This is a genomic window from Neobacillus sp. SRL179 (assembly GCF_984799095.1).
The window spans coordinates 1,911,292-1,924,392 of record NZ_OZ481792.1 but is presented as its reverse complement, the minus strand read 5'-3'; the positions used below and the strand labels follow the sequence as shown (position 1 = coordinate 1,924,392).

Annotated in this window: 13 protein-coding genes; 1 reads left to right on the top strand and 12 read right to left on the bottom strand. The window is 40.6% G+C overall.

Translation table 11 applies throughout. The features are described from left to right. Window positions 1-2: 2 nt before the first annotated feature. The 9 genes from AC4E8C_RS09490 to AC4E8C_RS09450 form a co-directional block, all read right to left on the bottom strand. Entirely contained in the window at window positions 3-1,166 is a 1,164-nt protein-coding gene (locus tag AC4E8C_RS09490) for a thiolase domain-containing protein (protein WP_490211859.1), read from the bottom strand. Between the two features lie 74 nt (window positions 1,167-1,240). Next, entirely contained in the window at window positions 1,241-2,248 is a 1,008-nt protein-coding gene (locus tag AC4E8C_RS09485; protein WP_490211858.1) for a phosphotriesterase family protein, read from the bottom strand. A gap of 20 nt (window positions 2,249-2,268) precedes the next feature. Beyond that, window positions 2,269-3,309 carry a phosphotriesterase family protein gene (locus tag AC4E8C_RS09480; RefSeq protein WP_490211857.1) on the bottom strand — a complete coding sequence of 347 codons (1,041 nt, stop codon included), beginning with the start codon at window positions 3,307-3,309 and terminating at the stop codon, window positions 2,269-2,271. 494 nt (window positions 3,310-3,803) lie between these two features. After that, window positions 3,804-4,931 (bottom strand): ABC transporter substrate-binding protein, encoded by a 1,128-nt coding sequence (locus AC4E8C_RS09475; protein ID WP_490211856.1) that lies wholly within the window; start codon window positions 4,929-4,931, stop codon window positions 3,804-3,806. A 69-nt stretch (window positions 4,932-5,000) separates the two neighbouring features. Next, window positions 5,001-5,834: an ABC transporter permease gene (locus AC4E8C_RS09470; RefSeq protein ID WP_490211855.1), complete on the bottom strand. Its 834-nt coding sequence runs from the start codon at window positions 5,832-5,834 to the stop codon at window positions 5,001-5,003. Window positions 5,835-6,004: 170 nt separating this feature from the next. Then, on the bottom strand, window positions 6,005-6,832 hold the full coding sequence (locus AC4E8C_RS09465) for an ABC transporter ATP-binding protein (protein ID WP_490211854.1): 828 nt from the start codon (window positions 6,830-6,832) through the stop codon (window positions 6,005-6,007). A 453-nt stretch (window positions 6,833-7,285) separates the two neighbouring features. Further along, window positions 7,286-7,789, bottom strand: coding sequence for a flavin reductase family protein (locus AC4E8C_RS09460; RefSeq protein WP_490211853.1), 504 nt, complete (start codon window positions 7,787-7,789; stop codon window positions 7,286-7,288). A gap of 38 nt (window positions 7,790-7,827) precedes the next feature. Beyond that, window positions 7,828-8,046 (bottom strand): hypothetical protein, encoded by a 219-nt coding sequence (locus AC4E8C_RS09455; RefSeq protein WP_490211852.1) that lies wholly within the window; start codon window positions 8,044-8,046, stop codon window positions 7,828-7,830. Window positions 8,047-8,297: 251 nt separating this feature from the next. Further along, entirely contained in the window at window positions 8,298-9,557 is a 1,260-nt protein-coding gene (locus AC4E8C_RS09450; RefSeq protein WP_490211851.1) for an LLM class flavin-dependent oxidoreductase, read from the bottom strand. A gap of 342 nt (window positions 9,558-9,899) precedes the next feature. Between AC4E8C_RS09450 and AC4E8C_RS09445 the strand changes: the two genes are divergently transcribed. After that, window positions 9,900-10,847: a LysR family transcriptional regulator gene (locus AC4E8C_RS09445; protein ID WP_490212516.1), complete on the top strand. Its 948-nt coding sequence runs from the start codon at window positions 9,900-9,902 to the stop codon at window positions 10,845-10,847. Between the two features lie 197 nt (window positions 10,848-11,044). Here AC4E8C_RS09445 and AC4E8C_RS09440 read toward each other — a convergent pair whose 3' ends face one another. The 3 genes from AC4E8C_RS09440 to AC4E8C_RS09430 form a co-directional block, all read right to left on the bottom strand. Next, entirely contained in the window at window positions 11,045-12,004 is a 960-nt protein-coding gene (locus AC4E8C_RS09440; RefSeq protein ID WP_490211850.1) for a phosphotriesterase family protein, read from the bottom strand. Between the two features lie 20 nt (window positions 12,005-12,024). Further along, on the bottom strand, window positions 12,025-12,270 hold the full coding sequence (locus tag AC4E8C_RS09435) for a phosphotriesterase family protein (protein ID WP_490211849.1): 246 nt from the start codon (window positions 12,268-12,270) through the stop codon (window positions 12,025-12,027). A gap of 208 nt (window positions 12,271-12,478) precedes the next feature. Next, window positions 12,479-13,066 carry a hypothetical protein gene (locus AC4E8C_RS09430; protein WP_490211848.1) on the bottom strand — a complete coding sequence of 196 codons (588 nt, stop codon included), beginning with the start codon at window positions 13,064-13,066 and terminating at the stop codon, window positions 12,479-12,481. Between the last annotated feature and the right edge of the window lie 35 nt (window positions 13,067-13,101).

Here is a 13,101-nt window from a genome sequence, read left to right as displayed (position 1 = left end):
CTTTACACCCTCTCCATAATAAGTGTTGCACTACCGTGACGGCTTGCAAGTCCGCCCCCAGTTCCGTGTGCTAACGCGATATCACAATTTTCAACCTGGACTTTTGGATGTGACTCGCCACGGAGTTGGCGAACTGCCTCGATTACCTTAACTATACCGCCTCGACTTGCTGGATGATTGTTATTCAAGCCGCCTCCATCCGTATTAATGGGAAGCTTTCCAACACCTGAGATTAGATTACCATCGGCGACAAACTTGCCCCCATCGCCTTTCTTACAAAAACCGAGGTCCTCTAGCTGCATTAATACAGTAATGGTGAAGCTATCATAGATGGACGCATATTTAATATCTTGAGGTGTTACTCCAGCCTCCTCGAAAGCTCTTGGCCCTGACCAAATAGCGCCTGAATACGTAAGGTCTGTTTTGCCGCCTAGGATTCCTTTAGGTGCTTCACCACAGCCCAGTACTCGTACAAGCGGGCGTTTCAGACTTTTTGCAATTTCGGGTCTTACGACAACCAATGCACCGCCACCGTCACTTACTACGCAACAATCCAATTTATGTAATGGATCAGCAATCATTGGGGATGAGAGTACGTCCTCCACTGTCACTACCTCACGCAGCATTGCGTTTGAGTTGTATTGGGCATGATGAGAAGCCGCCACCTTTACCCAGGCTAATTGCTCACTCGTCGTACCAAATTCATGCATATGACGCATTGCTGTCATCGCGTATTCATTCACAGCAGTTGGTCCATAAGGAAGTTCAAAAGGTGTATCAGGAACATTGGCACCTGTTAGTTTCTGTTTAACACCACTCCTGCCTTCTGAACGAGGCCTCCCTGCCATTGTAATTAACGCAACATTACATTTTCCCGCAGCGATTGCTTGTGCTGCATGTGAAACGTGTGCAATGTAAGACGAGCCGCCCGTATCTGTACCATCTACATGGCGCACATTGAGGCCTAAATAATCGACCATAGACAGCACACCACCCGGCGCATCCCCTGCACAAAAATATCCGTCTACATCGGCAAATGTTAATCCTGCATCTGCTAAAGCACCTTTTGCACATTCAGCATGTAAAGCCGCAACGGATTTTTCCGGAGCCTTACGTGCAGGATGCTCGAAAGCTCCTGCAATATAGGCCATTCCCTTAAGACTCATTTTAGTTAACCTCCCGCTCATCTTGTTCAATAACCTTTCGTATTTACAACCGTCGACTGCACCAATACGCTCCTTTAAACAGAAGCTTTTATTGTATTGTGATTAACGCTTTGACTTTTCGGATTACGAGGTTCTTGCATGGTTAAGATTTTCGCAGGGTTATGCACTAAGAGTTGTTCAAATACTTCCTCACCAACGCCAGCTTTACGAAGATCAGGTAAGAATTCTTCGAATAGATAGTTTACTGAATGGCCCTTTAATCCTGGCCATCCAAGAGCACAGCAGTTAGCATCGGCGGAAATAAGTGCACGGTCAACATAACCTTTACCAAGGAAACGAAGGAAATGTTCCACACGATCTTGTCGAGGACGGGACCAATATGGTGCACCTTCCATTTCACTGTCATAACCGATGGTATCGAAGCCGACCCAGCCACCTAGGTTTGCTATCAACGTATCACGGTCTTCGTCAAGATAACTGCCATCATCAGCGTGACCCATAAGGACACGGTCTAGTGATAAGCCCTCTTCATCGAAGATAGCAATAGCCGTTTCAGCATCTACGCATAAATGGGTAATAATTGGGACACCCGTTTTTAATGCTGCACGTGCAGCTGCACGATAAATGCGTTTATCAAGCTCACTTAGTTTTCCACCACGGCTTACGCCAACTTTTATAGCACCTGCCTTTGCACTCGTACCGTCAATCCCTACTGTCACTTCATGAATGAATAAATCCGTCAAATATTCGACTGGCTGGTTTCGGAAATAAGGAAGAGCCGAGTCACCTGCAACAAAACCAGTAACTGCAACAATATTGACTCCCGTTTTTCTTGAAAGCACTTGAAAATATTCGACATCCCGTCCGTTTCCAATACCCGTACAATCGACGAAGGTTTTACCGCCGTGTTCACGGAAGTGACGTAACTTATGGATTGTCACTTCAAACGCTTCTTCAGGTGCCTTCCACCATTGTGTATCTAAGTCACAGCCTGGCAGACCGAACCCAATATGCTCGTGCATGGCTGTGATTCCTAAATCTTCCGTTGCGATTGGCCCTAGAACCGTATTTACTTTACCCATTTACTATTCACTCCTCACGTTTATTTTTGCTCCGCTGCCACAACAGATTGTCTCTCTGAGGCTACCAGAGCATCAGCAGTAAGGACACGTTGTGGATTTTCTTCTAATAATGTTTGAACCTGCTCATTCGTCACGCCTGCTTTACGTAACAGTGGGACGAATGTTGACAATAAGTAATCATAGCTAAGATCTTTTGCTTCATGACCTTTTGCCACACCAACCGCATTCGTCGAAATAAGGACGCGATCACCTAGTCCTTCTTTAAACAGGTCCGCGATTAATTGAACACGTTCTCCATCGTTCACGAAGCCTTCATGTGTTGTCCAGCCAACATGGTCTAAGGCAACGTAAGCCCCAAGGCGCGCCACCGCGAATACTTCTTTACGTTCCACAGCATCTAGACGGTCAAGTCCTCCAATGATGACATGATTTGGCGAAATTCCTTCCCCTAATAAAATTTCCAGATCATTAACTGCATTTGCACCGTACTGTACCGAAACAGGTACCCCTGTGGCACGGGCTGTTTGTGCAGCACCGCGGAAGAGAGCAGTTTCTTTTTCGGTAATACCGCTTTGACTAGCAATTGAGGTCACGATCCCGGCTAAACCTGACCGTTCAATACGCGGGACAACGATTCCTTCTGTTACCTCTTTTGTAAATAAATCAGCAAATTGCTCTGCTGACCATGGGGTAGGCGGATTTTTTTGCGGTGTAACAAAGTAACCGCTTAACATTGGTTCAGGACCTAAGCCTGTTGAAGCTATGATATGTACACCTGTAGTTTTAGAAAGTGTTTCATAAAGTTTGACATCACGACCATGGAACATGCCGGTTCGATCAACTATTGTTTTTCCTCCAACTCTACGAAACTCAGTCAGCTTACTCTTTAATTCTTCAAATATCTTACTTCTGTCCATTTCAATTTCGGGTGCAAGCTCTGCACCAGGCACTACAGAAAGTAGTGATTCATGAATGAGAACAACTCCTAATTCTTGAGCAGGGACTGAGCCAAGGACCGTACGGACAACTCTAGATTTTTTTTCTTGTAGATGATCAGACATAATAAAACCTCCTATCATTTTTTAGTTCCTCGTTTATGGGTGTATACTTTTACTAAAGTGAAACTAGAATATTTAATCAGACCGGTCGGTTTAGATGTGGTATACTTAAATCCAGGATATACCTCAAAATCTTCTTAGCATACTTCTACTAAAATAAAAAACTCTTACTTGAAAAGGTGAGGGGTGAACTGCCGTATATTCCCCAGAATGCCACTTTTTCAATGTAATCGCTTACTTAACCGGTAAATCAGTAATGTAACATCTAGTTGTTAATAACATATTATAATATTGTTATACCAAAGTCAAACATTTTTTAGACAATTCTAAATAAAATAAATATTATTATATCAATATTATTTTATTTCTGTTTACGTGAAAATCAGCATCAAATCAAAAGTAAAAGAGCTGTTGAAAAGGCAGTTAATCTGACTTTTCAACAGCTCTAGATCTATTCAAAAGTTGGTTAATCAATCATAACTTTTTTTCTAAGAACACTAGTTTTTTGCTTGTTTTTTAACTGCATCTTCATCAAATTTGTTGATTTCATCAAGAAGTGAGTAATCATACAGTTTTTTCACATCTGGGATTTTAGCTGATAAACCATTCGTATCGATAAACTTCTTCCAGCGTTCTTCAGAAATGAATCCCCATTGGCCATCAGATGTTGGACGATAATTATCTACTGTTACTCCTAACGAAACTTTAGCTTCTTTTAAAGCTTGTTCTTCTGGTTTATCCGTTGGTTTAGATGCAGGATATTTTTCCCAGTTTAATTTCACTATCTTATCCGGGTTTTCTTTAGCGTAAATCGCCGTTTTTACCACTGATCGAATATAGCGGGCTATCGCATCGCGTTTCGCCTGATTTGTATCTTTTCGCATAACAAATCCAGCTGCAAAGCCTTTTTCCACTTCAGAAGGGAATGGTAATAATTTTGTCTTTGTTCCAGTTACTAGAGCTGCCGTAGCCAAATCACCCTGATTGCCTACAAAAGCATCAATATCACCTTTTTCTAACGCCTGCATAGCTGCTGCTCCGCTGCCAATAGCGACAGAATCAATACTTGAAGTATCCCCGCCATCTGCTTTTACATTTACCTTCATGAAAGTCTCAAATGGTGCACCTAATGCTGTCATCCCAACCGTTTTGTTTTCAAGCTGTTTTGGAGATGAAATATTGCTTGATTCTTTAACAGCAATGCCAAAAATGGGTCTTTGATATGGTGAGAAAATCCATGTTAGTCCTTGATCTTTCCCTTCAGCAAGAGGATACACAAGAGCGTCAGGCTGAGTAATGGCTACATCGGCTTTGCCGGCAACCACTAATCCAACTGCCTCTGATGGTTTTCCCACTAACGCAACGACTTCAACATCTATTCCTTCATCTTTATAATAACCTAAAGCATCACCAAGCCACAGGGGAATCCCACTTGGAACACCCAAACCAAAAGGAATAGCTACTACAACTTTCTCTTTTGCTTTTTTTTCTGTTCCTTCTGCCTCTTTGGATGTGCCTTTGCTGGATGATGCACTTTCAGTACCAGAACATGCGTTAACAACTAATAACACTCCAATTAATAAAATAAACATGATGGTTTTTTTAAGATCCAGAATTTTAAACACATTAACTCCCCCATTTCTTTCATTAAACAATCCATTTTGTTCTTGGGTATCATCATTTTTTTCGTTGTCTTACTTTTTATTTCGCTCTTCTTCAGACCAGAATACTAATTTTTTGCGTGTAAAGTTCAAGATCATAGTTAAAATCCAGCCAAGTACGGCAAGAACAACTAGAACCCCAAAAATGCCAGAAGTATTCAGCACTTGTTCCATTTGAATGATAAGTACACCTAAGCCTTCACGGCCAGCAAGAAATTCCGCAACAATAGCCGCTGTCATTGCTTGGACCAGTGCTACTTCAAGTCCGGCAAATAAAAATGGTAACGATCCTGGGAGCACGAGCTTAGTAAAAATTTTCCACTGTGAAGACCCAAGCGAACGCATCACCGCTAACCGTTCCGGTTCCACAGACTTAAAACCGCTTAAACCGTTTACTAGGATTGGGAAAAAGACAATCAGGATGACTAAAGCAATTTTTGAACCAATTCCAAAACCAAACCAAATGATAATTAATGGCGCTATAGCAATTTTAGGAATACTTTGAAATGCTACAATAAATGGTTTAATGACACGTTCAAGTAGTTGAAATTGAGATAATAATAAAGCAAGAATAATTCCTACAATTGCTCCAATGACGTAGCCAGCAAGGACTTCATAAAGAGTATTAAGGATATGTGCATAATAATTAAGAGGACTATTTGTATTTAACCCACTAATAAAAGACTGCCATACTGATAATGGTCTCGGAAGAATCACGGACCGGACGTTAAAAATAGTAATAAACAAGTCCCATACAACAATAAATGCAACGAATACAGCAGGAATTAATAAATAATCAGGACGCAAACGCCGCCATTTTATAGCAGAGGATTTACTTTGAGTTTCTACTTTTAAGGTTTTTTCCAATGTTTGTTCTCCTTCCCTTGAGTCAGCATCTAGGAATAAAAGACTGACCGAACAGGTATAAAGTAATTTGATTCCACCATTAATTTATATACTATTGGATGACAGTTCATTTAGTTGGTGATACCAGTCTAGCAATCACCTTTATTAAGACTACAAACGTACAAATGATGTTAGTCCCCCATTGTCGCTCCAAGCAAATGGCGAAGATGCCCGGCAGCCTCATTGAATTCCGGTGTTGTCATGACGTCAAGATTTCTAGGACGCGGCAGATCCACTTTGAAATTTTCTGCCACTCTTCCTGGTCGAGGTGACAACACTAACACACGATCAGCTAAGAAAAGTGCCTCAGTCACACTGTGAGTAATAAACACCACTGTTTTCCGTTTCATCTCCCAAATGCGCAATAGTTCTAATCCCATTGTCTCTCGCGTTAATGCATCTAAAGCACCAAATGGTTCGTCCATGAATAATATTTCAGGGTCGTGCATGAGAGCCCGAGCAATGCTGACACGCTGCTGCATCCCGCCCGATAATTCGTAAGGGTATAGTTTACCTGCATCTCCCAATCCTACTAATTCAAGTAATTCTTGGGCACGAAATTTCGCCTGTGACTTATCAAATCCAAGGACTTCAGCGCTCAACATTACATTGTCTATTACCAACCTCCATGGAAAAAGCGCGGGCCGTTGAAAGACAATGCCTATATCACGATTGGGACCTTTGACATGCTTCCCCTTTAATAGTACTTCTCCAGAAGTCGGCTTAACCAATCCCGCCATAATCTGCATCAATGTACTTTTACCACAGCCGCTCGGGCCGAGAACAGCAAGAAATTCGCTATCACCAATACTGACATTTACATTATCAAGAGCCACTACTGTATTGCCTGAAGTAGTTTTAAACCTTTGATCAAGATTACGAACTTCAATTATTGTTTCAGGTACAGAAACCGTTGACCCCAATACGGTGCTATTTACAGCATTAATAGTCATCATCATTCCTCCTATGCCCATAACAAATGCCCTTTTTCATTGCACTTCTCAAACAAAAACCCCTCGCTTGAAAAAGAGAGGAGCTAAACTGCCTTACCTTCCCCAGAATGCCACCTCTTTCAGTGTAATCGCTTTCCTTTTTGATAAAACAGTCATATATACTCAGTTGTTAAGAACATATTATAATAATATTATACCAAAGTCAATCATTTTTCTAACTTTTCAAAATAGATAGAATATTCAATTTAGTATTTTCGTAATCCTAAATTTAAATGATTTTTTCTACTTTTGATGGTATTCAATATTATTATAATTGGTATAACACTGAGTCGTTTGGGCCAAAAAATTCACCAAAGTGATATTTTGTGACTTAATATTATTAATATTTAGATATCCTGTAAAATATATTTTTCATTACTATTTTATATCTACCACATATAAATCAACACTCTAATCGTTTTATTGAGCAAAGGAATAAAACTTCGCTGGAATGGGTCCAAACTGTCTACGATGATATAACATAGGATCTTTTTCATCAATTTGGATGTTTGTTACTTCTCCAATTAATATCGTATGATCACCTGCTTCTACTGTCTTAAACGTCTTACATTCAAGGACAGCAAGCACCCCTTCAATAATGGGTAATTCGTTTTCAGAAAAGTCCCACTTGCATGTACTAAATCTGTCTACATTTTTGCTTGCAAAGGTCTTACAAAGCTCTTGTTGATCACCAGCAAGAATATGAACGGCAAACTTCCCCTGTTCCGTAAAAATCTTAATGGTTGATACTCTATGGTCAATTGACCATAGAAGCATAAGAGGCTCTAAGGATACAGATGCAAATGAATTTACCGTTAATCCAACTGGGTTACCATCAACATCTGTAGAAGTTACGATGGTAACGCCAGTTGGATAATTGCCCATTACCTTTTTAAATAATTGTTGACTTTCTTCTTTAGTCATGATGACCACTCCTCTTTTTATCATTTTTTTAATGACCTTCAATTAGCCCTGCGATTAAGCACAAACCAGGAATTGCACTTATTATAGACTTTGTTTTGTTTCTTTAAGACTCGAAGTTTCTTACTAACCATAGAATTTACAGCATCCACTTTTCTCTCTGGTGTTACAAAGTTTTGATAGCATTTGTTCATTATTTGTTTAGAACTCGCCCCAGGATGCTCCTCTAAAAATTCAATGACAAACTTTTCTATACTCATTTGTGTCACCTCATTTCGAGATTTAGTAAATAGAGAATGATCTATAGTGGCTAAAAAATCTTTGAAAATAACAGTCGCATTAGAACTTCGTTGGATTACTAGTTTCTCAGGCCATAAGAAATAGAATAAAAACCCCCTCGCTTGAAAAAAGTGAGGGGGTGACTGACTTACTTTCCCCAGAATGCAACTACGTTTTCCATATAATTGCTTTCTCTTCTGGTAAAAAATGATGTATCTCAAGTCTGTTGGTATTATATATTAACTTCTTTATTTTCCCAGGCTTCGGCCGTAATCTTATCCAATTCCGGTTTGATGTGCGTCATAAACCTTTCAAGATACTCGATCACAAGCTCTTTCGGCTGCTGTGCATAATGGCAGACAATCATGCAGTACTCAGCAGGGAACTCCTTCCATTGCTCAATAAACTGTTGCTTGACTTCCTCCAGCGTGCCGATATTAAACAGACCGGTTTTAAGGGTGAAGTCAATCCACTCCTCGTCTGTTCCATTATGGTAGAAGTTTGCCAAATCTTCGCCTTGGGTCGTCCCCTTTGGAAGTAGTAACGTTAGAGCTTTAAAGATATCCAGATCATACTTGACCATTCGCTCACGGGCGTCGGCCATTGTATCACCGATTTCAATCCAGCGTACGAGGGCCTGCCGTTCTCCATGGCCAATCGAATGGCCGGCAGCCTGTGCCGTCTCAGTGTAGACCTTGCCATGTGCTGACGCCTTCTCCAGCCTAGAAAAATGGGTTGGCACAAACCCCTTTTGGGCGCAGTACTCAATGGTCTCCTTACTGGCGCTGCTAGCTGTAAAGACCTGTGGATGCGGCTTCTGATACGGTGAAGGGACTACACTCACACTCATAACTTTTCCGTTTTTGATCTCCCCAGGTGCCCCCAGCTTTTCCGTCACTGGCGACATCAACCAATCGACGCCCTCTTCGTAAGGAGTAGGAACCTGCCATGTCTTGCCATTATGACGGACGCTATCCTGCGTCCATGCTTTCTGTAATAGTTCGACCCCTTCTTCGAAAATGCGGCGGTTTTCTTCATCGTCTTTACTTTTATCTGACAGAGTTGCTTTGGCACCGTTTTGGTGTCCAATGATATCGGTCCATCTCGATTGGTATCCCCGGGCAACGCCAACAAAATAACGTCCTCGCGCTAAATGGTCAATGATCGCTGTCTCTTCGGCGACTTTGAGCGGGTTCTGAGTTGGCAGCACATACCCTAACGCACCAACATTTATATTTTTAGTAATAGAGGCCCAGTGAGCATTTAGGATCCCTGGATTCGGTCCCACCTCATAGCCTTCCGACCAAAAGTGATGCTCAATGGTAGCAACACCCCAGAGCCCAAGTTCATCAGCGGCCTTAACAACATCGTCCATCTCATGCAATACCTCGTGATAAAGCTCTGAATTTCTCCCAAGCGGGCGAAGACGTGCTCGTTCAGCTTCATTGTCTGCGGGAAGAACTGGATACAATTGTAGAATTACTTTAACCATTATTAAATTACCTCCTAAGGAATTTTGATTTATAATTATCTCAACCATTCTTTTAACTAGTGGATTCCTGTTGCAGCGATCTATTAAAAAATTATTTTATGGAAAAGGAAAACCTTTAACTTTTTGATTCATAGTATTCTCTCCTTTTTCATGATTTTAATGTTATTTATATTTAAATATTAAGAAGATTCTTACTAATTGTAAAATACTTAATTGTTTAATGATTTATAGCTTTTTCCAATAAATAAACACCAATTTAAGATAACTGACTATTAAAAATATATAGAATCCCCAATTGCCTCAGCTAAAGATTATTAATATAATCTATTTACAGATAGTTTTATTAGGGAGGGACAAACGATTCTATTAGATATACGACACTTAAAATACTTCATTACGATTGTTGAGGAAGGGAAAATCTCTCAAGCAGCGAAACGCTTGAATATTTCCCAACCTCCTTTAAGTCAACATCTTAAACAAATGGAAAGTGAATTAGGTGTCACCTTATTTGAGAGGCATACGCGAAAACTAATTTTGACAGAGGAAGGAATGCTTCTTTATAAACGTGCCAAGGAAATAATAGAGTTATTTACCGGTACCATTGAAGAAGTAATAGAACTTTCAAAGGGAACAAAAGGAACATTATCGATCGGAACAATTTCCTCACTAGGGGCCCAGCTATTGCCCGAGAGAATAGAAGATTTTCAACTCCATTATCCAGAGGTTCATTTTCAAGTTTGGGAAGGAGATACTAATCGGATTATGGAGTTATTGGAAAATCGAATTATTGAATTGGGAATTATTAGATTACCCGTTGATGATAAAATTTTTGACATGATTCATTTACCAGATGAACCGATTGTGGCCGTGATGGGTAGTAAGTGGAATAATGGCAGCGATCATCCTGCAATGATGCTTTCTGAGCTTGAAGGAAAACCATTGATGTTACTTCGAAGACAAAAAGGCACTTCCATGTATAACCAAGATATGTATACGTTAGACGCTGTTAAGACAGCATTCTTAAACGTTGGTTTCGAACCCAATATCATTTGTGAAAGCAGTGATATTATGACACTATTAACTTGGGCAAATCATAACATAGGGGTTGCCTTAGTCCCACGATCTGCCATTCATCTAATTCCGAACACTCAGCTTATTTTTAAAGAAATTACAAATCCTTCTATCATTGCGAGACCGTCCGCATTAATTTGGTTGAAAGAGCGTTATCTATCTTCTATTTCAAGAAAGTTTATTGAGAACTTCTCAGTAGGTGTAAAAAATCATGCTTAATTGTTACAGTTAGGGTGCCGCTGAACGAGCAAAATAACCCGTTTCCATATGTTTGGAAACGGGTTTTTAGTCATTATGGTAACTTTACTTAGTGAAACAAGGTTTTCATATTGTTTGGCTTTCTTAATCCCGCAGGATAACATCACTGAAACGAAGAGTTAATAAATCTTTTTTTGTGAACGCTTGCCTTCGTTGGATTATCGAGGCTCTTGCATGGTTAGGATTTTCGCAGGATTTCTTACTAAAAGTTGTTCAAATACTTGTTCTTCAACACCCGATGCACGGAGGTCCGGTAAAAATTCTTCAAATAGGTAGTTTACTGAATGCCCTTTTAATCCCGGCCATCCTAGTGCACAGCAATTGGCATCAGCTGAAATCAGTGCACTCCCCACAAAACCTTTATCGAGGAAACGGAGGAAATGCTCCACTCGATCTTGTCGAGGTCGTGACCAATACGGCGCCCCTTCCATTTCACTGTCATAGCCGATGGTATCGAAACCTACCCATCCTCCTAGATTGGCAATCAGCGTATCACGGTCTTCATTGGCATCGTCTCCAACATCAGCATGCCCCATAAGCACACGGTCCAGTGATAAGCCCTCTTCATTGAAGATGGCAATCGCGGTTTCAGCATCTATTGATAAATGGGTAATAATCGGAGCACCTGTTTGTAAGGCCGCTCGCGCTGCTGCACGATAAATCCTTTTATCAAGCTCGCTTAATTTACCACCGCGGCTGACTCCTACTTTGATTGCACCGGCTTTTGCGTCCGATCCGTCAATACCAACAGTTATTTCATGGATAAATAAATCTGTAAGATACTCGACAGATTTGTCACGGAAATATGGCAATGCAGAGTCCCCTGCTACAAAGCCTGTAACCGCAATGATATTGACACCAGTTCTACGTGACAGCACTTGGAAATATTCAACATCACGTCCATTTCCAATCCCCGTACAATCAACGAACGTTTTACCGCCATGCTCACGGAAGCGGCGTAACTTTTGCACGGTCACTTCAAACGCTTCTTCAGGCGCTTTCCACCACTGTATATCTAAGTCACATCCCGGAAGTCCGAACCCTATATGCTCGTGCATGGCTGTGATGCCTAAATCTTCTGTCGCAATCGGCCCTAGAACCGTATTTACCTTCCCCATCTATTTATTCCTCCTCACGTTTAGTTTTCCTCTGCGGCCACTACAGATTCATTTTCTGCAGCTACTGAAGCCTCAACAGTAAGAACACGTTGCGGGTTTTTTTCTAATAAAGTCCGAATTTGTTCATCCGTCACGCCTGCTTTACGCAGCATAGGGACGAATCTTGTAAAAAGGTATTCATAGCTGATATCTCTTGCTTCATGACCTTTTTGCAACATCAACCGCATTCGGTAAAGTCCTCCGATATTAAGCTGGTACTTCTTCAAGAACCGTTAAATCCCCTTATATTTTCTCTTTAGAAATTAAAAGCAGTTCAACTGATGTAGTTGCTATCCTAACTCCAGACAACGTGGAGATTTCTAAGTGGTTAGGAAATATTATAATATTATTATACCAAATTCAAACAATATTCTAACTATTAAAATTATTCATAACCTATCTAAATCATTTGATAAATTTATAGAGTATGTTTACTTAGTGATGGTGTTCATAATTATTACTATTAGGATAGTCCGTGTTCATTTGAGCTTCATAGAAAGAACCCGCCATAATGACTGAACACAAAGCCACAGTGATAAAGGCGATCAAAATCGATTGGCTTTTAATCCGCTCTCCATTAGACACAGTTTGTTCTAATTGACCTGTTTCCTGTTTAATCGTTTTACTTAGCAGGCTGAAGGAAATGAAAAATAAAACGATTAAAAAGAAGCTTAAGATATAAATATAACTAGCCATCAACATTTCACCCAGCATCGCTCCCATCAATCCGCCCATAACCCCCGCCATCATACCGTCCAGGATAGCCATTGTGTTGAAGGGTAATCCGATAACAACCCCAATTCCTACTCCGATAATCATAGCCGCCAACACATTCATAGAAAAGCTTAGATTCATAGCTAGAACAGTGCCCGCTATTAGTCCTCCCATCGAACCCATGATCATCGCAGCCATCATTGCCGTGGTGCAAGAAAGATCCTTTCGTACTGTAAAGATTAAACGATATACCTTTACTGTCACAAAGGTAATCATTAAAAGCACAATCACTTGTGTAAGTAAAACCATAATGCCCCCCTCCTTTTTAAGTACATTTTTATACA